17 protein-coding genes, 1 tRNA gene and 1 pseudogene are annotated in these 21,333 nt (G+C 72.6%); 6 read left to right on the top strand and 13 right to left on the bottom strand.

What is annotated here, in order from left to right:
- Window positions 1–114: 114 nt before the first annotated feature.
- The 7 genes from DY157_RS03605 to DY157_RS03575 all read right to left on the bottom strand — a co-directional run bounded on the left by DY157_RS03605 (window position 115) and on the right by DY157_RS03575 (window position 4,501).
- Entirely contained in the window at window positions 115–327 is a 213-nt protein-coding gene (locus DY157_RS03605; protein WP_115727258.1) for a hypothetical protein, read from the bottom strand.
- Between the two features lie 155 nt (window positions 328–482).
- Window positions 483–737 carry a DNA primase gene (locus DY157_RS03600; RefSeq protein WP_115727257.1) on the bottom strand — a complete coding sequence of 85 codons (255 nt, stop codon included), beginning with the start codon at window positions 735–737 and terminating at the stop codon, window positions 483–485.
- 31 nt (window positions 738–768) lie between these two features.
- Window positions 769–1,866: an FAD-dependent oxidoreductase gene (locus DY157_RS03595; protein WP_115727256.1), complete on the bottom strand. Its 1,098-nt coding sequence runs from the start codon at window positions 1,864–1,866 to the stop codon at window positions 769–771.
- 71 nt (window positions 1,867–1,937) lie between these two features.
- Window positions 1,938–2,987: a GNAT family N-acetyltransferase gene (locus tag DY157_RS03590; protein WP_115727255.1), complete on the bottom strand. Its 1,050-nt coding sequence runs from the start codon at window positions 2,985–2,987 to the stop codon at window positions 1,938–1,940.
- Window positions 2,984–3,670 carry a DsbA family oxidoreductase gene (locus tag DY157_RS03585; RefSeq protein ID WP_115727254.1) on the bottom strand — a complete coding sequence of 229 codons (687 nt, stop codon included), beginning with the start codon at window positions 3,668–3,670 and terminating at the stop codon, window positions 2,984–2,986. The genes DY157_RS03590 and DY157_RS03585 overlap by 4 nt, the downstream gene beginning before the upstream one ends.
- 83 nt (window positions 3,671–3,753) lie before the next feature.
- Window positions 3,754–3,839: transfer RNA gene (locus tag DY157_RS03580), tRNA-Leu, on the bottom strand.
- 164 nt (window positions 3,840–4,003) lie between these two features.
- On the bottom strand, window positions 4,004–4,501 hold the full coding sequence (locus tag DY157_RS03575) for a MarR family winged helix-turn-helix transcriptional regulator (protein ID WP_174232126.1): 498 nt from the start codon (window positions 4,499–4,501) through the stop codon (window positions 4,004–4,006).
- A gap of 188 nt (window positions 4,502–4,689) precedes the next feature.
- On the opposite strand from DY157_RS03575, the gene DY157_RS03570 reads away from it, so the two are divergent.
- Complete coding sequence (locus tag DY157_RS03570) at window positions 4,690–5,340, top strand: HAD family hydrolase (protein WP_115727252.1); 651 nt, start codon at window positions 4,690–4,692, stop codon at window positions 5,338–5,340.
- A gap of 9 nt (window positions 5,341–5,349) precedes the next feature.
- Here the strand turns inward: DY157_RS03570 and DY157_RS03565 are convergent, their stop codons facing one another.
- The 4 genes from DY157_RS03565 to DY157_RS11325 form a co-directional block, all read right to left on the bottom strand.
- The gene (locus DY157_RS03565) at window positions 5,350–8,643 is read right to left on the bottom strand and encodes an error-prone DNA polymerase (protein ID WP_115727916.1); all 3,294 of its coding nucleotides are present in this window, start codon (window positions 8,641–8,643) and stop codon (window positions 5,350–5,352) included.
- Window positions 8,644–8,863: 220 nt separating this feature from the next.
- Window positions 8,864–11,986, bottom strand: coding sequence for a DEAD/DEAH box helicase (locus DY157_RS03560; protein WP_115727251.1), 3,123 nt, complete (start codon window positions 11,984–11,986; stop codon window positions 8,864–8,866).
- 155 nt (window positions 11,987–12,141) lie between these two features.
- Window positions 12,142–13,731: a Y-family DNA polymerase gene (locus DY157_RS03555; protein ID WP_160159438.1), complete on the bottom strand. Its 1,590-nt coding sequence runs from the start codon at window positions 13,729–13,731 to the stop codon at window positions 12,142–12,144.
- Window positions 13,728–14,216 (bottom strand): hypothetical protein, encoded by a 489-nt coding sequence (locus DY157_RS11325; protein ID WP_160159437.1) that lies wholly within the window; start codon window positions 14,214–14,216, stop codon window positions 13,728–13,730. The genes DY157_RS03555 and DY157_RS11325 overlap by 4 nt, the downstream gene beginning before the upstream one ends.
- Window positions 14,217–14,371: 155 nt before the next feature.
- Between DY157_RS11325 and DY157_RS03550 the strand changes: the two genes are divergently transcribed.
- Window positions 14,372–14,926, top strand: coding sequence for a YbhB/YbcL family Raf kinase inhibitor-like protein (locus DY157_RS03550; protein WP_115727249.1), 555 nt, complete (start codon window positions 14,372–14,374; stop codon window positions 14,924–14,926).
- Window positions 14,927–14,970: 44 nt separating this feature from the next.
- Entirely contained in the window at window positions 14,971–15,432 is a 462-nt protein-coding gene (locus tag DY157_RS03545) for a tRNA (cytidine(34)-2'-O)-methyltransferase (protein WP_115727248.1), read from the top strand.
- 26 nt (window positions 15,433–15,458) lie between these two features.
- Here the strand turns inward: DY157_RS03545 and DY157_RS03540 are convergent, their stop codons facing one another.
- Window positions 15,459–15,923: a hypothetical protein gene (locus tag DY157_RS03540; RefSeq protein WP_115727915.1), complete on the bottom strand. Its 465-nt coding sequence runs from the start codon at window positions 15,921–15,923 to the stop codon at window positions 15,459–15,461.
- Window positions 15,924–16,160: 237 nt separating this feature from the next.
- Here DY157_RS03540 and lpdA point away from each other — a divergent pair, with 237 nt between their 5' ends.
- Window positions 16,161–17,534 (top strand): dihydrolipoyl dehydrogenase, encoded by a 1,374-nt coding sequence (lpdA, locus tag DY157_RS03535; RefSeq protein ID WP_115727247.1) that lies wholly within the window; start codon window positions 16,161–16,163, stop codon window positions 17,532–17,534.
- Between the two features lie 37 nt (window positions 17,535–17,571).
- Window positions 17,572–19,226, top strand: a pseudogene (gene sucB, locus DY157_RS03530) (2-oxoglutarate dehydrogenase, E2 component, dihydrolipoamide succinyltransferase).
- Window positions 19,227–19,320: 94 nt separating this feature from the next.
- On the opposite strand, the gene DY157_RS03525 reads toward sucB, so the two are convergent.
- On the bottom strand, window positions 19,321–20,511 hold the full coding sequence (locus tag DY157_RS03525) for a protein kinase domain-containing protein (protein WP_115727246.1): 1,191 nt from the start codon (window positions 20,509–20,511) through the stop codon (window positions 19,321–19,323).
- 111 nt (window positions 20,512–20,622) lie between these two features.
- On the opposite strand from DY157_RS03525, the gene DY157_RS03520 reads away from it, so the two are divergent.
- Complete coding sequence (locus DY157_RS03520; protein WP_115727245.1) at window positions 20,623–21,315, top strand: DUF4191 domain-containing protein; 693 nt, start codon at window positions 20,623–20,625, stop codon at window positions 21,313–21,315.
- Window positions 21,316–21,333 lie beyond the last annotated feature (18 nt).

Genomic DNA, 21,333 nt, shown 5'->3' with positions numbered 1-21,333 from the left:
TCAGCTGGGCGCGGCTGAGAAGCACACTCAACGTCGAATGAGATCGGTGACGCGCCCAGGTGGCCGCCCGCCAGGGGTTCGCGGGCGGCCACCTGTTCCGTCGTGTCGGGACCCTCATTCTTTCCGCTTTGACTGCATGAGACGCCCGGCGATGAATACCATGACGCCGAGGGGGATCACGACGTAGGAGGCGATGCCGAGGATTCCGAGGCCGATGTTCGCCCCGGTGTCAGCCGAGAGCACACGCAAGAGGACCTGGACGACGAGAAGCAGGACGAGCCCCGCAGAGCCGAAGAAGATGAGCAGCGAAGCGCAGAAAGCGCTCACCCATGAAAAACGAAAATTTCCACCTCCATCCAGGGGCCGGCACCTTTGCTCGGCCTCCTGGAAACAAGGCTAGTGCCCACAGAAGCGAGGCGATAGTCGACGAATGTCAACACTTCCGCGCCGGAGAAAGGGCATGGGCTCGGCAGGGGCGGGGTTCAGTCGTCAACGTCGACGAACTCGTCGTCGTCCTCGTCGCCCTCCTCGTAGTCGTCGTCGAGGAGATCGAAGGGGAGCTCGACGCCGTAGGTCGTGAAGAGCTCGTCGTCGTAGGTGAAGAAGGCGTCGCGGAGCTTGTCCTCCGCGAACTCCAAGGACTCGACATCCGCTCCCTCGCCCGCACGGGCGATCACGTAGTGCTCGCGGAAGGCGACAATGAGGGCTTCGAGGGCGGCGCCCGGTTCTTCACTCATGCTTGAATCCTACGCGGTCCGGCCCATCGGATCAGGGCAGATTGAGTTGCGACCGGATAACGGAGACCATGAGGTCGGCGCCCTTGATCTCCTTCGTCTGGTCGGCGCCGACGATCCGGGACACGCCCTCGGCGTCGACGAGCTGCGAGGCGCCCATGTTCGGGCCGAGCGGGAGGATCACCCACTCCTTCGTCGGCTCGTAGACGGCCTCGGGGGCCTCACCGGCGATCTGAGAGGAGATGTTCGCGATGACGACGCGGGCCTGCTGGCGGGCGGCGTCGGCGCGCTTCGACTCGCGGACGTCCGTGAGGTCGCCGACCGCATAGGTCGTTTCGTGGCCCGCGACCTGGAGGGTCGGGGCGACCGCGAGGGTCCCGTTCGGGTGGAGCGCGGACTCGTAGTCGGTGCCGGCGAGATATCCGGAGTTGGCGTGCGATCCGTAGCACTGGAACCAGATGTCGCCCTCGACCTCGTCGCCCGCGACCGTCTTCACCTGGAAGTGGCCGAGCTCGCCGACGTTGTGCGGCGGGAGGAACGCGAGCTCCGAGCCGGTGATGACGCGGATGCCGAGCTCGTCGAGCTGCGACGCGATCTCCGCGCGCAGCTCGTCGGAGTAGCCGGGGGTCGCGAGGATCGAATCGCCCTTCTCGACGATCGTGATCGCGAGGTCGGGGTAGGCGTTCGCGAGCTCGCCGGCGAATTCGATGCCGACGGTGCCGCCGCCGACGAGCATCGCCGAGCGGGCGCCCTTGAGGTCCTTGTGGAGCTGGCCGAGGCGTGCCTTCGCGACGACGGACTTCGAGGAGGAGTACTTCGCGGGGAAGGGATAGGTCGCGCCGGTCGCGAGGACGACGTAGTCGGCCTCGATCGGCTCGCGCCCGAAGACGTGGACGGTCGTGCCCTGGACCTGGGCGACGGTGCCGTGGACGAACTCGCCGCGCGAGAGGAGATTCGCGTAGGGCATGAAGATCGCCTGCTCCCACACCTCGTCGACGGCGGCGCGCAGGGCCGCGGCGTGGTGGACGAACTGGTCCTTCTGCTCGACGAGGACGACGTCCGCGATGGGATCGAGCCCCTTGGCGACGGTGACGCCGCCGTATCCTCCGCCGATCACGACAACACGTGCCACTGGTCTTCTCCTTCGTTACGCGAGCTGTTCGTATTGTGTCATCCGAGCGGGCATCGCGCTCGGGACCATCATCACTCCCGGGCGTCGATCCCCAGCGCCCGCGCGACGTTCGGCGGGAAGAAGTCGGGGCCCTTGAGGACCTTCCCGTCCTCGCGGAGTTTGACGGTGCCGTCGGGCATGAGCTTGGAGAGGTTCGACGCCTGAACTTCCGCGAGGACGGCGTCGAGGTCGATGCCCGATTCGATCGCCATCCCGTAGATGACGTAGACGAGGTCGGCGAGCGCGTCGGCGGTCTCGACGAGGTCGCGCTCGTCCTCGTCGGCGGCGACGGCCGCGGCGGTCGCCTCCTCGACGAGGGCGCGCGCCTTCGGCCCGTAGACGGCGCCCATGAGCTCGGCGAACTCCTCGCGGATGAGGCTCATCCGCATGTTGAGCCTCTCGTAGTCGATGGTGGCGGCCTCGCCGGTGCCGAGGCGCACGGGCATCGAGTACGTCCGGTGGAACTGCTCGACGAGCGCCTGCGGGCGCGCGGGGTCGAGGGCGGGGCCGGTGCCCGCGCCGCGTCCCGGCCCGTCCCAGGGGGTCTTCGGTTCGCGCGAATCGGTCTTCAGCAGCCCCGCGCTCCACAGGTCCGGGGCGCCGGCGCGCCGCCGGACGCCCTCGCGGGCGAACCCGTTGCGCCACACGGGCTTCCACGAGCCCCAATTACCGAGGTGGGCGTACCAGTCGACGCGGTCGACGCCCATGACGTCGAAGGCGAAGTCGACGGCGAGGCCGACGGCCTCGGTCATGTAGCCCCTCCCCCATTCGTCGACGCGCATGAGGTAAGCGAGTTCGGCGCTCTTTCCGTCCCGGCCGCCGTGGATGAGCTCGAGGCGCCCGAGGAGGCGCCCGTCGTCCAGAGCCCGGATCGCGAAGTCGGCGGAGCCGGCCTCCCACTTCGCGGCCGAGCCGGCGAGGTTCTCCTCCGCCATCGCGAGCGTGTACGGGTGCGGGACGGTCGTCGTCGCACTGATCCGCTCATCGGCGACGATCTGCGCGAGCGCGGGGGCGTCGGCAGGTCCGATGGGGTCGAGGACGACCCGCGAGCCGGTGAGTTCGCGGGGTTCGAGGGCGTTCATGCGCGGTCCTTTCCGGAGTTCTCCCACGCGGTCGCGAGGATGTTCCCGAGGGCGGTGACGGTCTGGTGGTCCTGGACGACGAAGCGCCGGTCGAAGAGGTACGTGGGCACGAGGTCGATCCCCACCTGGACGCCGATCTGGAAGTCGGAGAAGACGCGCGACGCGTACTCCTCGGAGGCGAGCGCCTCGACGACGCGCTCGGCCGGCAGGCCGATGTCCTGGGCGCATCCGACGAGGACGTCCGGGTCGGAGACGTCGAGCGCCATCTCGAACTGGGCCCTGCCGAGGGCCTCGGCGAGCTTGAGGGCGGTCGTGTCCGGCCCCGCCGTCGTGTCGTTCTCGACGTCGAAGTCCGCGGCGGCGCCGATCGCTCGATGGGCGTTCGAGGTCGGCGCGACGATCGCGTTCTCGAAGTCGAAGGCCACGCCCTCGGCGGCGCCGAGCTTCACGAGGCGCTCGTCGGCGGCGACCGCCTCGGCGACGTCCATGCCGACCTCCTCGATGAGGTAGGCGCGGCGGGGCTTCTCGAGCGGAGAATCGAGTTCGGGGTCGAGGAGGTAGGCGTGGAGGGCGACCTCGACCTCGTCGGCGTGGGGGAAGTCGGCGAGCGCCTCGCGCAGGTGCCGGATCCCGAGGTAGCACCACGGGCAGGCGACGTCGGACCACAGGTCGATGTGGAGCATGGAATCGGCCCTCCTCTCGAGCCGCCGTGTCACGGCGAATACGACGAGAGCCCGGAGCCTTGCGGCCCCGGGCTCTCCCCTTGTGCGCGGAGGGGGACTTGAACCCCCACCCCCTAAAACGGGGACTAGCACCTCAAGCTAGCGCGTCTGCCTATTCCGCCACCCGCGCAGGTGACTCTTTCATTCCCGGCTCGGTTTCCCTCGCTGCGAACGAGGAAGACTCTAACCGATATCGCAGGTGCTCGCCAAATCGGCCCCGCCTCGGGCGGATCGCACCCCCGGTTTTCGGCGCGACCGCGCGGAAAATCCGCCCTCGTCCCCAGATTACGGGTCTCAGGCGCCCTCGTGGCGGAGACGATCGCCGACGGCGGAGAAGATCCGCACGATCTGGCCGATCTCCTCGTCCGTCATGCCGTCGAGGAGGTACTCGCGGACCGTCTCCTCGTGCGCGGCGGTCGCCGCCTCGACAGTCTCGACCCCCTGTGAGGTGAGACACGCGTCCGAGCTGCGACGATCCCGCGTCGAGGCGACCCTGCGAACCCACCCGTCGCGCTCGAGATGGGCGACGAGGTACGTGAGGCGCGAGGGCGAGTAGACGACCCGCTCCGCGAGCTCCCCCATCCGCAGGCACCGCCCCGGCGCCTCCCAGAGGGCGAGGAGGATGTTGTAGTCGGGAAGAGTGAGGCCGAACATCCGCTTGAGGCGAGTCTCGAGGACCCCCTGGAGCCGCCCGGAGGCCTCGAAGAAGATCCGCCACGCGCGCCTGCGCGCCTCGGCCGACTCGTGCGCGCGCTTGGCGGCCGCCCGGCGCGCCTCCTCGAGTTCCTTCATGATGTGAATCATATCGGTCGGGTGCCCGTCTCCCCCGCCGGAACCGGCGCGCCGCCCCGACCTCGTCGATCCGACCGGCGGCGGTCGACGCGCCGAGCGGCGCGAGGGCGCTGAAAAGGTGCGGGAGGAGCGCGAGGACGGGCGCTCGTGCGACGATGGGGCGAACCGAAGCGAGGAGAAGGAATCCCATGACCGGCCGTTCCCAGTGGACCTGCGTGCTCTTCGACGTTGACGGGACGCTCGTCGACTCCGCCCCTCAGGTGACCCACTCCTTCGAAGTGGCCCTCGCGAAGCGCGGCCTCCCCGTCCCCGAGCGCGCGTCCCTGCGCAAGTACGTCGGCCCGCCGCTGTGGTGGTCCTTCTCCGACCTCGGCTACTCGGGCGACGAGCTCCCCGACCTCGTCGAGGGGTACCGCGAGGTCTACCACGAGATCTTCCTCGAGCCGCTCCCCTTCCCCGGCGTCGGCGACCTCGTCCGGGCGGTGCGCGCCTCCGGCACGCCGGTCGCGACGGCGACCTCGAAGCAGCAGTACATGGCGGAGGCCCAGCTCGCCCACCTCGGCCTCATCGACGCCTTCGACGTCGTCGCGGGAGCCCCGGCGGGCCCGTCCTCGAAGGCGCTCGTCATCGCGGACGCTCTCGAGCGCCTCTCCGCGCTCGGGCACGACGTCTCGCGCCCGGTACTCGTCGGCGACTCGATCTGGGACGTCGAGGGCGGAACGGAGGCCGGCGTCGACGTCATCGGCGTCGGCTGGGGCTACGCGAAGGACGGCGACCTCGACGCCTGCGCCGCCCGCGCGGGAACCGTCGAGGAGCTCGGAGCGCTCCTCGGCCTCTGACGCCGGCCGTCACCGGAAGTCGCGCGAACGCACGCCCACGGGCAGGGCGACCGGGCGCATCCGGTACGCCTCGATGTTCACCGCGCCGTCCCCGTACTCGACGCGGCCGCGGATCTCGAGCGCGCGCGAGGAGAGGGCGACGAGCCGGTGCACCTCCCACATCCCCTTCTGGCACGAGACGTTGAGGAGCCCCGTCTCGTCCTCGAGGGTGAGGAAGGTGATCCCCTTCGCCGTGTGCGGGCGCTGGCGGTGGGTGACGATCCCGGCGACGGTGACGAGCTCGCCGTCGAGCCCCTCGCCCACCTCGGAGGCCGAGAGGACCCCGCGGCCCGCGAGTTCGGGGCGCAGGAGGTCGAAGGGGTGGCGGCTCGTCGACAGCCCCGTCGCCTCGTAGTCCGATTGAAGGGCCTCGACCTCGGTCATCTCCGGGAGGGCGGGCGCCCGCGCCCCGACCTCGGTGCCCGGGAGGTAGGGCTGGCCCCAGGAAGCGCGCCCGACCGCGCCCGCCGCCCACACGCCCTCGCGCCGCGAGACGCCGAGGGAGGCGAGGGCGTCGGCCTTCGCGAGGCGGACGATCTCCGATTCGGAGAGCTCGGCCCGCGCGGCGAGCGAGGCGAGAGAGTCGAAGGGCCCGTCGATGCGCGCCTCGACGATCCGCTCGGCCGCCTCCGACAGGCCGCGGACCTCGTCGAGCCCGAGTCGCAGGGCGGCACTGGGATCGACGTCGAGCGGGACGGGCGCGGAGGCGAGCGGGGCGGGCCCAAGATGCTTCGCGGAGGGGAACTCGACCGAGGCGGAGACCCCCGAGTGGGAGACGTCGGGTCCGAGAACGCGGAGGCCGTGCCTGCGCGCGTCGTGGACGAGCGAGGCGGGCGAGTAGAAGCCCATCGGCTGGGCGGCGAGGAGTCCCGCGTAGAAGTCCTCCGGGTGGTGGATCTTCAGCCAGGCAGAGGCGTAGACGATGTGCGCGAAGGAGAAGGCGTGCGACTCGGGGAAGCCGAAGTCGGCGAAGCCCTTGAGCTGCTCGAAGATCCTCTCGCGCGCCTCGACGCCGACGCCGCGCGCCGCCATCCCTTCCATGAGGGCGGGGCGCAGCTCCTCCATCCGCTCCGGCGAGCGCTTCGCCCCCATCGCCCGGCGGAGCCGGTCGGCCTGCGAGGGCGAGAACCCGGCGACGTCGATGGCGATCTGCATGAGCTGCTCCTGGAAGAGCGGCACGCCGAGCGTCTTCTCGAGGGCCGGGCGCATGAGCGGGTGGAGGTAGGAGACCTCCTCGCGGCCCCGCCGCCTCCGCAGGTAGGGGTTGACCGCCCGACCCTGGATGGGGCCGGGCCGGATGAGGGCGACCTCGACGACGATGTCGTAGAAGCAGCGAGGCGCGAGCCGCGGGAGCGTGTTCATCTGCGCGCGCGACTCGACCTGGAAGACGCCGACCGTGTCGGCGGCGCAGAGGAGGTCGTAGACGCGCGGGTCCTCCTCCGGGAGGTTGTGGAGCCCGAGCGGGCGTCCGTTGCGCCCGAGGACCCCGCGCGCGGCGAGGGCGTCGAAGGCGGTCCGCAGTGCGGTGAGCATCCCGAGGCCGAGGAGGTCGAACTTCACGAGGCCGGCGTCCGCGCAGTCCTCCTTGTCCCATTGGAGGACGGTGCGCCCCTCCTTCGCCGACCACACGACCGGGCAGATCCCCGCGACCGGCTGGTCGGTGAGGACCATGCCGCCCGAGTGGATGCCCATGTGGCGCGGCAGCTTCTGGAGGGCGACGGCGACCGAGCGGACGAGGGGCGGCATCTCGCCGACGACCGAGGAGCCCGGCGAAGCGGCGCCGCCGCTCGGAGTCGCCTCCCCCTTCCGGCGCGCGACCTCGGCCTCGTCCGCCTCGAAGCGGCGGCCGGTCCCCTTCGCCCAGGCGGTCGCGAGCCCGACGGGGTAGCCGAGGGCGCGGGCGGCGTCGCGGATGGCGGAGCGGGGGCGATAGGTGATGACGTTCGCGACCTGCGCGGCGCGCTCGCGGCCGTAGAGGGAGTAGACGTGCTGGATGACCTCCTCGCGGCGCCCGGCTTCGATGTCGACGTCGATGTCGGGCGGCCCGGAGCGGCCGGTCGAGAGGAAGCGCTCGAAGAGGAGGCGGTGGCGGACGGCGTCGACGGCGGTGATGCCGAGCGCGTAGCAGACCGCGGAGTTCGCGGCCGAGCCCCTCCCCTGGCAGAGGATCCCGGCCTCGGCGCAGAAGTCGACGATCTCCTTGACGATGAGGAAGTAGCCGGGGAAGTCGAGCGCCTCGATGACCTCGAGCTCATGGTCGATCGTCTCCCAGGCGCGCGGGTGCTCCGCGCGGGTCCCGTAGCGCTCGAGGGCGCCGCGGCGCGTGAGCTCGCGCAGCCAGGAGGCGTCGTCGTGGTCGGCGGGGACGGCGGTGCGCGGGAGGCGCGGAGCGAGCAGGCGCAGGTCGAAGGCCGCGCGCGCGGCGATGTCGACGGTGTGCACGACCGCGTCGGGGCGCCGGGAGTGGAGGGCGGCCATCTCCTCCCCGGTCCGCAGGAAGGCGCGGAGGGCGGGCAGGTGGGATTCGGCGGCCGCGAGGGGCTCGCCGAGGCGGGTCGCGGCGAGGACGTCGCCGAGCGCCTGGGAGGCGGGGGTCGCGCAGCGGACGGCGCCGGTCGCGACGAGGGGGAGGGAGCGCTCGTCGGCGAGGAGGGCGAGGGCGTCGGCGAGGTCCTCGGGGTCGGTCGGCGACAGGGCCGATTCGACGAGGACGGAGCCGGCGCCGAATCGGTCGAGGAGGAGGTCACGCACGCGCCGGGCGGCCCCGAGCCCGCTGTTCCTCAGGGCGCGCCTCAGCGGGCCGCGGCGCGAGCCGGTGAGGATCAGCCAGTCCTCGCCCGCCTCCGCGAGCTCGTCGAGGACGTGGGCGGCGGTCCGGACTCCGGGTCGGGCGAGGGCGTGGGCGCTCATCGCCGAGCAGAGGGCGGTGTAGCCGCGCGGCGAGGAGACGAGGACCGGGAGGCGGACGCCGGGCTCCTCGGCGCCCGTCGCGAGCCCCCATCCGGGCGCGAGGGCGTCGGGGTCGGCGCCGAGGAGGCCCGCCGGATCGAGGGTGAGTTCGGCGCCGTGGACGATGGGGAGCCCGGCCTCGCGCGCGGCCGAGGTCGTCTGGACGGCCGAGTGCATGCCGTCGACGTCGAGGACCGCGAGCGCCTCGAGTCCGAGGTCCGAGGCTGCGGCGACGAGGGCGCCGGGGAGGTCGGCCCCGTCGAGGAGCGTGAAGGCCGAATGGGCGTGGAGCTCGGCGTACGGAGTGCGCGCGATCCTCTCCGCGGCCCCCTCGAGGAGGCGGCGGGAACGGTCGACGTCCGGGGCGCTCACCGGAGCAGTCTATCGAACAGGTGTTCTATTTTCATACGTCGATTCCCCCTCCGTCGTCCGCGCCCGGCCCCGTCCTCGTCGATTCCTACGAGGGCGGGGCCGCGCGTTCGCCGGACGGAGGACGGACGCGCTCCCGCCATTCGGGGGCGACGCCGCGCGCAGCTCAGTCGAGGAGCTCGGCGAGGTCGGCGAGGTCGAGGCCGGCACCGGCCCCCGCGCCCTCGACGACGGAGGTGACGAGGCGCCGCTTGCGCTCCTGGAGGGCGACGACCTTCTCCTCGATCGTGCCCGCGGCGACGAGCCGGTAGACGTTGACCTTCTTCGTCTGCCCGATCCGGTGGGCCCGGTCGACCGCTTGCGCCTCGGCGGCGGGGTTCCACCACGGGTCCATGACGTAGACGTAGTCGGCCTCGGTGAGCGTGAGGCCGGTGCCGCCGGCCTTGAGGGAGATGAGGAAGACGGGAGCCTTGCCGACGCGGAACCGCTCGACGACCTCGTCGCGGCGGGTCGTCGACCCGTCGAGCTGGACGACCGCGATGCCGCGGCGCTCGAGGACCTCCCGGATACGGGCGAGGAACGACGTGAACTGGCTGAAGACGAGGGCGCGGTGGCCGCGCGGGACGATCTCGTCGAGGCGGTCGGCGAGGTACTCGACCTTCGCCGACCCGATCTGCGCGTAGTCGGGCTCGACGAGCGCCGGATCGAGGGCGAGCTGTCGCAGCCGCGTGATCGACGCGAGGACGTCGATCCTCCGCTTCGCGTCGTCGACGAGGGAGAGGACGCGGGCGCGCTCGCGCATGAGGCGCTCGTCGTAGATCCTCCGGTGCTCGGCCCCGAGGTCGACGGCGACGACGGTCTCCACCTTGTCGGGGAGGTCCGCGGCGACGTCCTCCTTCGTCCGGCGGAGCATGAACGGGCCGATGAGCCGGTGGAGGCGGTCGAGCGCCGCCTCGTCGCCGTCGTTCTCGATCGGACGGCGTATCCGTTCGGCGAAGACGCTCCACTTCGGGAGGAGCCCCGGCGTCGTGAGCGCGAGGACCGCCCACAGGTCCGACAGGGAGTTCTCGACGGGAGTGCCGGTGACTGCGAACGCCCAGGGGGCGCGCAGGGCCCGCAGCGCCTTGTGGATCGCGGTGCGCGGGTTCTTCGCCGCCTGCGCCTCGTCGACGACGAGGCCGGAGAACTCCGCGGCCGCCCACTCCTCGGCCTCGAGCCGCAGGATCGTGTAGGAGGTGACGACGAGGTCGGCGCCCGCGAGGACCTCGTCGAGTCCGCGCTCGCGGCGCCGCGCGGTCTCGGAGACGACCTCGACGGCCAGGTCGGGGTAGAAGTGTGCGGCCTCCCGCTTCCAGATCGACAGGACGGAGGTGGGGGCGACGACGAGGACGGGGCCGTCGGTCCTGCCCGCCGCCCTCAAGGCGGCGAGGGCGGCGAGGATCTGGAGCGTCTTGCCGAGCCCCATGTCGTCGGCGAGGATCCCGCCGAGTCCGAGCGCCGCCCGGGCGACGAGCCAGGCCGCGCCCTCGCGCTGGTAGGGGCGCAGCTGCGCGCCCTCGGGGTCGACGAGCGGAATCTCGGGGACCTCGTCGAGGGAGCGGGCGCGCTCGCGCCAGGCCGCGGCCGCGCGGACCTCGTCGGCGGTCTCCTCGATCTCCTCCCACAGCCCCCGGTGGAGGGCGGCGAGGCGCGGCTCCTCGGAGTCGGCGAGAAGGCGGGCCTCCTCGAGGAGGACGGCGAGGCGGGCGAAGCGATCGGCGTCGAGGCTCACCCAGTGCCCGTCGACGAGGAGGTGGCGCTCGCCCGCGGCGAGGGCCTCGAGGACGTCGGCGAGTCGGACGGGGACGCCGTCGACGTCGAGGGAGATCGCGAGGTCGAACCAGTCGGAGTCGCCGTCGGCGGGCTCGAGCCCGGCGCGCACGCGCAGGGGGACCTCGTCGAGCCCGAGGGCCGCGGCCTCGTCGGACAGATCCCAGTGGAGCGCGGGGTCGGCGACCGCGGCGACGACGCGCTCGCGGAACTCCGGGGTCCGCCAGGCGGGCAGACGGATCGTCGCCGGGCCCGGGCGCCAGAGCTCGGCGGGCGCGCGCGCGGCTCCGAGCGCGTCGATCCTCCGGGCGAGGTCGGCGACGCCGGGCGCGTCGAGGGCGCGGGCGAGCGGGACGCGCGAGGGGGAGCCCGCGTAGTCGAACTCGGCCCACCAGCGGACGACGAGCGTCGAGTTCGCCTCGATGCGGGCCGTCGCGACGAGGGCCGCCGACGGCGGCGCGTCGAGGTCGACGGACTCGTCGGTCGAGGTGAGGGCGTACTGGCGCTTGAGGCGCGGGAGGAAGGACGTCGTGAATTCGGCGAGGTCCGAGGCCGGGATCGCGAGCGACCGTTCGGGTAGGGCGGCCGCGAGCTCTGAGCCCGACAGGCGCGCGAGGCGGGTGCCGCCGTCGAGGACGAGGAGCCCGGTGCCCGCGTCGATCCGCGGTTCGCGCTTCGTCTCCTCGCCGTTGCGGGCGAGGAGGGAGAGGACGAGTCCGTCGTCGGCGCCCCGCACGTCGATGCCGAGGTCCCAGGTCGCCGTGTCGAGGACGAGTGGCGTGAGCGGATCGAGGGAGGCGAAGAGGGCGACGCCGTCGCGCTCGAGGCGGCGCAGCCAGGCGAGTGCGTCCTCCCCGAGGGAGGAGAGCGGAACCTCGTGCCGGGAGTGCCAGGACGAGTCGTCGTGAGCGAGGCGGTAGCCCTCGCGCAGGAGCGCGAGGTGGACGGGGTCGAGCCCGTCGGTCACCGACGCCCACTGGGTCGATACGAGGTCGGGCCATCCCGCCCTCTTGCGGGTCCACGGGACGGAGTGCCCGCGGCGCAGCGGCTCGAGGAGGATCGGGGCGCGCGGGTCGTGCGCGTCGACGAGGAGTCCGAGCGGCTCGCCGCCGGTCGCCCGCTCCCCGACGAGCGAGACGAGGCGCGCGCGCCAGGGGGAGGCGGGGGGCCGCGCCGACGCGACCTCCTCGCGCAGGGCGAGGAGGAGGGCGACGGAGTGGAAGCAGTCGGTACCCTCGGGGCACGCGCAGGTGAGGGAGAGTCCGCCGCCCGCGGTCGAGACCCAGGTCTTGTAGGAGAGCCCCCGATCGCGCACCCTCCCGGTGAAGGCGCCCGGCTCGACGTCGTTCTCGAGGGAGACGACGCGCCCCGACCTGTAGGCCGCGATGCCCTGCGCCCAGGCCGCGGGCCCCACGCGCGCCATGAGCGCGTCGTCGTCGGATTCGACGAGGACGAGGGCGGACTCCTCCGGGATGCGCATCCCCTCACTCTATGCCCGCGCGCCCGCCCGCGCCCCCGCGCGGTCCCCGCCGATCGATTGCCGCCGCGCGCTCGTCGCTCCGTTCCCGCGACTCCGCTGCCTTTCCTCGGTTCTCGCCGACAGTCCCGTCGCTCGCTCCTCCCCCGGCGGGCCCTTCACGCGTAGATCCCGTCGATCGACCACTCCCCGAGCCTCTCGACGAGGAGGAGGTCCCCACCCTCGGCACGACGCGCCCGCGCGTAGACGCGCGCCCCCTGGAGGGCGTCGTCCTCCCACCAGCGCCCCCGGATCGCCCACGGGCCGCCGACGAGCTCGACCGCGAGCACGGCAGAGGCGGAGAAGACGCCGTAGGGGTCGGCCCCCTCCCCCCGCCGGCGGATCCGGGTCGGCCGCGCGGTGAGGAGCCCGCGCGCGGTCGCCGCGACCGGTTCGAGCCCCATCGGCCCGCCGAGGAGGTCGACGCCGAGCGGATGGTCGAGGAGGGTCGCGGGCGCGGAATCGACCCCGCCCTCCCACTCCCCCTCGAGGGGGACGAGCCGGGCGCCCGCGTCCGCCCACGGGAGGAGGCGCACCCGCGTCCTCGGATCCCATCCGCCCTGGAGGCGCGGGACGCGCAGCCCCTCGTCGCCGAGGAGGGACTGGAGGCGCTCGGCCGCCCGTTCGACGCCGGCGCGCGCCGAGTCCGGCCCCCACAGGGGCGCGGAGGACCCGCCCGCGAAGGGGCTCTTCGCGACGAGGATGACGGCGCGCGCACCGCCCGCGGGCCCCTCTTCCGTCCCGAGGAGGTCCGCCCACCCCTTGAGTTGCCAGCGAACCCGTTCGACGACCGCGTCCGGATCCCCCGCGTCGACCCCCGACCACGTGCGCGTCCGGGCCCTCCCGCCGCCCGCCTCGATCGAGGCCTCGAGGACGTCGGAGGACAGTCCCGCGTGCGCGAGCTCCTCGGCGAGGGCGACCGCCGCCTTCCGAACCGGGAGGAGGATGAGGTCGATCGATGTCGCCGACTCGTCGATCTCGACCTCGGCGCTGCGATCCCCGACGACGCGCGCCCGAGCGGGCAGCGCGAGCTCGCGCCCCTCGGCGAGGGCGTGGAGGGGCTCGGCGATCGCGCCGAACCGGGCGAGGAGAGCGCCGCGTCCGAGGGCGAGGAGATCCGCGCAGGTCGCGACCCCGAGCGTGCGCAGAAGATCGACGCCCCGCGCGCCCTCGTCCCTCAGACGGGCCGGAAGGTGGGGGATGCACACGGCGAGCGGCAGGGCTCCGAGGAACTCGCCCGTCCCCTCGGGCGGGACGATCCGCGAGGCGCGGGCGGCGGCGGCCGCGGCGACCGGCCCCTCGGCGATCCCGACGAAGCACTCGACCCCCGTCGCGTCGCTGACCTCCTCGACGAGGGCGCGCGCCGCCTCCTCCTCTCCCCCGTGCCAGCGGGCGGCGGACAGGGCCGGCGCCCACGCCGCGCCGGGGCGCGCGCAAACGACCCCGGCGGCGACGCGGTCGAAGGCGTCGAGGACCGCCTCGAAGGCGCAGCCCTCCCGATCCTCGTCGCGCGGAAGGAGGATGAGCTCGGGGCAGAGGTACTGCGCCGTCGCGAGGCGCATCCCGGCGCGCACCCCCGCCGACCGGGCGCGCATCGACGCGCAGACGATCCTCTCGCGCTCGACGACGGCGCCGGCCGCTCCGGGCGGAAGGTCGACGACGAGGGACGCGACGGGCCAGTCGGGGACCCAGAGGGCGAGGCGCCTCATGAGGCCGCCTCCGCGAGTCGGAGCGCCCGCCAGGGGCGCGAGACCCCCGGCCATGGCTCGGTCGCGACGAGGACGCGCCGATGGGTTCTCGCGAGCGCGGCGAGGCGGCGCCGCGAGCGCGCGGGCACGAGCCCGCCCCCGACGCAGACGACGTCGACCGCCTCGAGGAGGAGCCCGCAGACGCGCGCCGGATCGGCGCCCGGGTCGGGGACGGCGAGGACGCGGGAGAGGTCGACGCCCGCGCGGGCGACCGCCTCCCACCCGAGGTCGGGGACGCCGACGACGCCCGCCCATCCCCCCTCGGGGAGGAGGGAGCGCAGGGCGGCGACGAGCTCGGCGCGCCCGCCGTCGACGTGGAGGACGCCGGAGGCTCCCTCGCGCGACTCGATCCCCTCGGTCGCGCCGTGGACGAGGCCCGAGCCGAGCTCCGCCGCGCGCAGGACCTCCCGGGCGCGGAGCAGTCGCTCCTGGGCGCTCAGCGCCATCCCCCCACCTCCCATCGAACAGATGTTCGATAGTGTAGGACTCCCCCGCGGCATCTGCGTCCCCTCCACGACTCCCCCGCCCGCCCCGGACCGGAACCGGCGAAAAGGCGCGGGAGAAGGAGGACACTGGGAGGAGACTCGACGAAGGAGACGCCATGGACCTGCGCGACCGCCCGACCGCACCCGACCCCTACGGCTCCCTCCCGCCCGTCCCCTCCTTCACCCTCTCCTCCGCCGACCTCGTCGACGGAGCCCCGATGCCGGCCTCGGCGACCGAGGCCGGCGGTTCGACCTCGCCCCAGCTCCACTGGGAGGGCTTCCCGCCCGAGACGCGCTCCTTCGTCGTCACCTGCTTCGACCCCGACGCGCCGATCCCCTCGGGCTGGTGGCACTGGATGGTCGTCGACCTCGCGCCCCACCAGACGACCCTGCCGCGCGGGGCGGGTCGCTCCGACCTCGAACTCGACGGCGCCGCCTTCCACATCCGCGTCGACCACGGCGACCCCGATTACTTCGGGGCGGCCCCGCCCAGGGGCGATCGCCCCCATCGCTACATCTTCGCCGTCCACGCCCTCGACCTCGACACGCTCGGGCTCGACGACGAGGCGACGCCCGCGCAGTGCGCGTTCCGCATGCTCGGCCACACGATCGCCCGCGCGCGGCTCACCGTCACCCACGAGATCCCCGCCGCGCCCTCGCCCTTCGACTGAGGCCGGTTCGACCCGGCGCGCGACCGGGGTGCAGGATGGGGCCCATGCTCCACGTGATCTTCCTCGAACCGGAGATCCCCGGGAACTCGGGGGCGGCCATCCGCCTCTCGGCCTGCACGGGATCGATGCTCCACCTCGTCGAGCCGCTCGGCTTCGACATGGACGACGCCAAGCTGCGCCGGGCGGGGCTCGACTACCACGACCTCGCCCACGTCGAGGTCCACCCCGACCTCGACTCAGCGCTCGCGGCCGTGCCCGGGCGAATCTGGGCCTTCACCGGCCACACGACGACGATGTACACCGACGTCGCCTACGCCGACGGCGACGGGCTCCTCTTCGGCCGCGAGTCGGTCGGTCTTCCGGAGGAGGCGATGCGCCACCCGCGCGTCGAATCGCGCGTCCGCATCCACATGCGCGAGGGGGTCCGCTCCCTCAATCTCGCGAACTCGGCGTCGATCGCCCTCTACGAGGCCTGGCGCCAGCTCGGATTCCCAGAGGGCGTCTGAGACGCCCTCCCGACCCGGGCGCGCCCTCAGCGGCGGTGCGAGGGGCGCTCGACCTGCTCGGCGAGCTCGACGATGCGGCGAGGATTCGACATCCACATCCACACCGCGCCGATGAGCGAGACGACGAGCGGAAGATAGTAGAAGTCGACTCCGAGTCCGGTCCACGCCGAACGGGCCGCCGAGAGCTCGGGCAGTCCGAAGCCCGCGAGCCAGAGGACGAGGGGCGCGCCAATGCTCGTTCCGATGGACGCCCACCCGATCATCCGCATGCGCCTGCCGTTGTGCGTGAGTCCGGCGGCGGCGAGGAGGTAGACGAGGCCGGCGAGGAGCGCGACGATCTCCGGGCCCCATGGCCCGTCGCGGTGGCCGAAGAGGTCGATGACCGCCTGGACGGTCGTCCACGCGCCGAGCGCCCAGAAGAGCGCCATGACGATCCGCCCGAGGCCGAGGGCGGGCGGTCGATCGTCGACGACGCCGCTCGGCTCCCCCATCGGGTCGAGGGGCTCGGGCTGCGCGTCGGCGGGGACTTCGGTCATGACGGCGATCCTAGTGCCCGATCGCCGCGCATTCGCGGTCCGATCGCGCGATGATGCGCGGGGCGGGCGATGTGGGCCGTTGCACCCGACGACCTCGTCCGCCGCGACGACACCGGGGGACGCGAGTGGGACAATAGGCCTAATCGGACTCACGAGGACCGATCGCACAAGAGCTTCACAAGGAGTGGATACGTGAGCGAGCCAGCATACGACGTCGTTGTTCTGGGAGCGGGTTCCGGCGGTTACGCCACCGCGCTGCGGGCATCTCAACTGGGCATGAAGGTCGCCCTCATCGATGGGGATAAGGTCGGCGGAACGTGCCTCCACCGCGGGTGCATCCCGACGAAGGCCTACCTCCACGCCGCCGAGACCGCCGACGCGGTCCGCGAGTCGGAGAACTTCGGCGTTCTCTCGTCCTTCCAGGGCATCGACATGGCGAAGGTCGCGACCTACCGCGACTCCGTCATCACGAAGCTCTACAAGGGCCTCCAGGGACTCCTCTCCTCGCGCAACGTCGAGGTCATTCAGGGATGGGGCCGCCTCGCCTCCGCCGACTCCGTCGAGGTGAACGGGCGCGTTCTCACCGGCCGCCACATCGTCCTCGCCACCGGCTCCTACTCCCGCTCGATCCCCGGGCTCGAGATCGGCGGCCGCGTCATCACTTCCGATCAGGCCCTCCAGATGGACTGGGTGCCGCGCTCGGCCGTCATCCTCGGCGGCGGCGTCATCGGCCTCGAGTTCGCGTCCGTGTGGAAGTCCTTCGGCGCCGAAGTGACGATCATCGAGGCTCTCCCGCACCTCGCGAACAACGAGGACGAGTCCGTCTCCAAGCAGCTCGAGCGCGCCTACCGCAAGCGCGGCATCGCCTTCCACACGAACACCCGTTTCTCCGGCGCGACGCAGGACGAGGGCGGGGTGCACGTGTCGACCGAGACCGGCAAGACCTTCGACGCCGACGTCCTCCTCGTCGCCGTCGGCCGCGGACCGGTCACCCAGGGACTCGGGTACGAGGAGGCCGGCATCCGCATGGATCGCGGCTTCGTCCTCACCGACGAGCGCCTTCATACCGGCGTCGGCAACATCCACGCCGTCGGCGACATCGTCCCCGGTCTTCAGCTCGCGCACCGCGGCTTCCTCCAGGGCATCTTCGTCGCCGAGGAGATCGCGGGCCTCAACCCGGCCGTCATCGACGAGTCCGGCATCCCGCGCGTCACCTTCTGCGATCCGGAGATCGCGTCGGTCGGCCTTACGGAGAAGAAGGCGCGCGAGAAGTACGGCGACGCGGTCCGCACCGTCGAGTACAACCTCGCGGGCAACGGCAAGTCGAACATCCTCGGCACGCAGGGCTTCATCAAGCTCGTGAGCGTCGAGAACGGCCCGATCGTCGGCTTCCACGGCATCGGCGCCCGCATCGGCGAGCAGATCGGCGAGGGCGAGCTCATGGTGAACTGGGAGGCCTACCCCTCCGACGTCGCCGCTCTCATCCACGCGCACCCGAGCCAGAACGAGTCGATCGGCGAGGCCGCGATGGCCCTCGCCGGTAAGCCCCTCCACGCCCACAACTGATCGAGAAGACTTCCGAACCTCCAAGGAGAAGAACACCATGGCAACCGCTGTGACCATGCCCGCCCTGGGCGAATCGGTGACCGAGGGAACCGTCACCACCTGGCTGAAGGCCGTCGGCGACACCGTCGCCGCCGATGAGCCGATCGTCGAGGTCTCAACCGACAAGGTCGACTCCGAGGTCCCCTCCCCCGTCGCCGGCGTCCTCCTCGAGATCCTCGTCCCCGAGGACGAGACCGTCGAGGTCGGCACCCAGATCGCCCTCATCGGCGAGGCCTCCGAGGCTGCGGCGGCCCCGGCCGCCGCAGAGGCTCCCGCTGCTCCGGCGCCCGGGGCCGAGGCCCCGGCCCCGGAGGCCGCCCCCGGTCCGGCACCGAGGTCCTCATGCCCGCGCTCGGCGAGTCCGTCACCGAGGGCACCGTCACGACGTGGCTGAAGTCCGTCGGCGACACCGTCGAGGCCGACGAGCCGCTCCTCGAGGTCTCGACCGACAAGGTCGACTCCGAGGTCCCGGCCCCCGTCGCGGGCTATCTCGCCCAGATCCTCGTCGAGGAGGACGCCACCGTCGAGGTCGGCACCGTCGTCGCGATCATCTCCGACTCGGCCCCCTCGGCCGCGCCGGCCCCCGCCGCCGCTGAAGCCCCGGCCCCGGCTGCTCCGGCCGCCCCCGCGGCTCCTGCGGCTCCTGCGACTCCTGCGGCACCCGCCGCTCCGGTCGCCCCGTCGACCGCCGCTCCGGTCGCCCCCGCGCCGAGCGCCGTCGCCGCCACCGGCTACGTCACGCCGATCGTCCGCAAGCTCGCCCGTGAGGCCGGCGTCGATCTCGCGTCGATCACCGGCACCGGCGTCGGTGGCCGCATCCGCCGCGAGGACGTCGAGGAGGCCGCCAAGGCGCTCGCCGCCGCCCAGGCCCCCGAGACCCCCGCCGCTCCCGCGGCCGCGGCGCCGAAGGCCGCCGAGACCCGCGAGCCGTCTCCGCTGCGCGGCACGACCGAGAAGATGACGCGCCTGCGCCAGACGATCGCCCGCCGCATGGTCGAGTCGCTCCAGACCGCCGCCCAGCTGACGACGGTCGTCGAGGTCGATGTCACGAAGGTCGCGGCCCTGCGCGCCCGCTCGAAGGACGCCTTCCTCGCGAAGCACGGCACGAAGCTCACCTTCCTCCCGTTCTTCGTCAAGGCGGCCACCGAGGCCCTCCAGTACCACCCGAAGCTCAACGCGACGATCGACGACAAGCAGGTCACCTACTTCGATCACGAGCACATCGGCATCGCGGTCGACACGCCGCGCGGCCTCCTCGTCCCGGTCATCAAGAACGCGGGCGAGAAGGACATCCCGGGCCTCGCCGCCTCGATCAACGACCTCGCGGCCCGCACCCGCGACGCGAAGGTCGCCCCCGAGGAGCTCTCCGGCTCGACCTTCACGATCACGAACACCGGTTCGGGCGGCGCGCTCTTCGATACCCCGGTCCTCAACATGCCGGAGACCGGCATCATGGGCGTCGGCACGATCGTCAAGCGCCCGATGGTCGTCAAGGGCGCCGACGGCTCCGAGGCGATCGCCATCCGCTCGATGGTCTACCTCTCGATCTCCTACGATCACCGTCTCGTCGACGGCGCCGACGCGTCCCGCTACCTCATGGACGTGAAGAAGCGCCTCGAGGAGGGCGACTTCGCCGCCGATCTCGCGCTCTGAAGCGAATCGCTCGACGACCCGGGGGCCGCGCCGCTTGGCGCGGCCCCCGGCCGTTTCCCGCGCGCGATTCTCCTCCCGCCCCTGGAATCGGCGCTCACCCGTCGATCGCGCGCGCCTCGAGGGCGATCCACCGCCCGAGGGGGAAGGTGAGCTCGAGCGCGACGGGAGAGGGCGCGGGCAGCTCGCGGCACGAACCCGCCGCGCAGATCGACGCCGCCGACTGGACGAGCCGCGCCCTCACCCCGACGATCTCCCCCGTGCAGGACGGCTCCCCGAGGACCTCGGCGCTCGTCGCGAGTCCGGCGACGCTCTGTCCCGCCTCGACGAGCGCGGCGATCCTCGCGCGGTCCTGCTCCCCGAGCGCTCCGCCGACTCTTCCCTCGAGTGCGCGCGCATCGCGGGACGCGATCGCGGCATCACGGGCGGCGAGGAGGTCCCGCAGCCCCTCGGCCGCCTCCTTCGCGCTCGGACACGTCGCTCCGGGGGCCGCGACCTCCGCCCGCGCGGGCGCCGCGCCGACGCCCCGAAGCGCGACTCCGGCTCCGGCCGCGAGAAGGACGAGGGCGCAAGCCGCGGCGACGAGGCCGCCGCGGGGCGTCCGCTTGCGGGGAACTCGCAACGTCTCGGCCCGCGCGGCCGCGCGCCGCAGGTCCGCGCCGGGCGTCTCATCGGACCGGGCGGAGCCGGACTCCGTACCGCGGTCGACTTCAGGGCTGATCTCGACCGGGCTCATCCCGCACGCCCCTTCAAGGCCCAGTGCCTCTGCGAGGCGCGCGAGCGCCTCCCAGTCGGAGGTCTCATCCTTCGCCTCGGAGAGCGACCACCCCTCGGTGCCCTCGCCGGGTCCCACGGGCCGCACGAGGTCGATGAGGACCGCGCGCCCGTCCTCGTCGACGAGGATGTTCGCCGGGGCGACGTCGGTGTGGACGAGGCCCGCGCGATGGAGGGCGAGGACCGCGTCGGACACGTCGGCGAGGATCCGCTCGCGCACGGCGCGCGGCCGAAGCGCGGGCGAGCCGAGGAGCAGGTCGAGGGGACGCCCGGAGACGCGCTCCTGGACGAGCGCCCAGCGCCCGTCCTCGTGGCGGACGACGTCGAGGAGTCGGGCGATCCCCGGATGGGAGACGCCCGCCCACGCCCTCCACCGGTCTTCGAGCGCCTCGCCCTCGTCGGACGAGTGGAGCGAGAGGAGGGCCTCCTCGCCGTCCGGACCGACGGTCGACCACAGCGGTCCGCCCGAGGTCATCGCGACGATCCGTCCCAGTTCGTATCCATGGATCTCCATACGGGCAGTATCGTGTCGATTCCCGGCGACCTCAAGACTCCGCGTATCCTTGTGGACGCCCCATGACGGCGCGGGCCGAACCGCGCCCGCGACAGGTAGGATCGATCCGCTATGAGTGAGAACAACGCCCCGAAGAAGCGCCGCTGGTACCACAACCTCGCGGACGCCTACCGCATCACGCAGCGGACCTACCCGCGGATCGGCTGGCTCCTCGCGGGAGCCTGGATCCTCGTACTCTGCCTCGCCCTCGTCATCGCCGCGGTGACGAAGGGGAACTGGATCGTCTGGTCGATCCTCGGCATCGTCATGGGCGCGACGGTCGCGATGGCCGTCCTCTCACTGCTCGTCCGTCGCGCGATGTACGCGCAGATCGACGGCACGGTCGGCTCCGTGTACGCGGTGCTCTCGCAGATCAAGTCCGGCTGGATCATCCCCGAGCAGCCGCTCACCGTCACCCGTGAGCAGGACGTCGTCTGGCGCGTCATCGGGCGCCCGGGCGTCGTCCTCATCTCAGAGGGCCCCTCGAGCCGCATCCAGCCGCTCCTGGCGTCCGAGCGCAAGAAGGTGAATCGCGTCGCGAAGAACGTCCCCGTCCACGTCCTCCAGGTCGGTCACGGCGAGGGGCAGATCGAGCTCGCGAAGCTCCAGGGGCGACTCCGCTCCCTCAAGAAGGTCCTGACGAAGGAGGAGGTCCCGGCCGTTTCCGCGCGACTCGCCGCCCTCCAGTCCTCGCAGCCGCCGATCCCCAAGGGCGTCGATCCGACGAAGGTCCGCCCGAATCGGCGGGCGATGCGCGGCCGCTGAGTCGCGACTCGCATACTG

The organism is Actinomyces culturomici (assembly GCF_900499005.1).
GTDB lineage: Bacteria > Actinomycetota > Actinomycetes > Actinomycetales > Actinomycetaceae > Pauljensenia > Pauljensenia culturomici.
The sequence above is the reverse complement of the archived record's forward strand: the minus strand, read 5'-3'. Positions and strand labels throughout refer to the sequence as shown.

Excerpts from the sequence above, each read along its gene's own strand:
- DY157_RS03600 (WP_115727257.1), bottom strand. The coding sequence starts at position 737 with ATGAGTGAAGAACCGGGCGCCGCCCTCGAAGCCCTCATTGTCGCCTTC.
- DY157_RS03590 (WP_115727255.1), bottom strand. The coding sequence starts at position 2,987 with ATGAACGCCCTCGAACCCCGCGAACTCACCGGCTCGCGGGTCGTCCTC.
- DY157_RS03585 (WP_115727254.1), bottom strand. The coding sequence starts at position 3,670 with ATGCTCCACATCGACCTGTGGTCCGACGTCGCCTGCCCGTGGTGCTAC.
- DY157_RS03575 (WP_174232126.1), bottom strand. The coding sequence starts at position 4,501 with ATGAAGGAACTCGAGGAGGCGCGCCGGGCGGCCGCCAAGCGCGCGCAC.
- DY157_RS03570 (WP_115727252.1), top strand. The coding sequence starts at position 4,690 with ATGACCGGCCGTTCCCAGTGGACCTGCGTGCTCTTCGACGTTGACGGG.
- DY157_RS03560 (WP_115727251.1), bottom strand. The coding sequence starts at position 11,986 with ATGCGCATCCCGGAGGAGTCCGCCCTCGTCCTCGTCGAATCCGACGAC.
- DY157_RS03555 (WP_160159438.1), bottom strand. The coding sequence starts at position 13,731 with ATGAGGCGCCTCGCCCTCTGGGTCCCCGACTGGCCCGTCGCGTCCCTC.
- DY157_RS11325 (WP_160159437.1), bottom strand. The coding sequence starts at position 14,216 with ATGGCGCTGAGCGCCCAGGAGCGACTGCTCCGCGCCCGGGAGGTCCTG.
- DY157_RS03550 (WP_115727249.1), top strand. The coding sequence starts at position 14,372 with ATGGACCTGCGCGACCGCCCGACCGCACCCGACCCCTACGGCTCCCTC.
- DY157_RS03545 (WP_115727248.1), top strand. The coding sequence starts at position 14,971 with ATGCTCCACGTGATCTTCCTCGAACCGGAGATCCCCGGGAACTCGGGG.
- DY157_RS03540 (WP_115727915.1), bottom strand. The coding sequence starts at position 15,923 with ATGGGGGAGCCGAGCGGCGTCGTCGACGATCGACCGCCCGCCCTCGGC.
- DY157_RS03525 (WP_115727246.1), bottom strand. The coding sequence starts at position 20,511 with ATGGAGATCCATGGATACGAACTGGGACGGATCGTCGCGATGACCTCG.
- DY157_RS03520 (WP_115727245.1), top strand. The coding sequence starts at position 20,623 with ATGAGTGAGAACAACGCCCCGAAGAAGCGCCGCTGGTACCACAACCTC.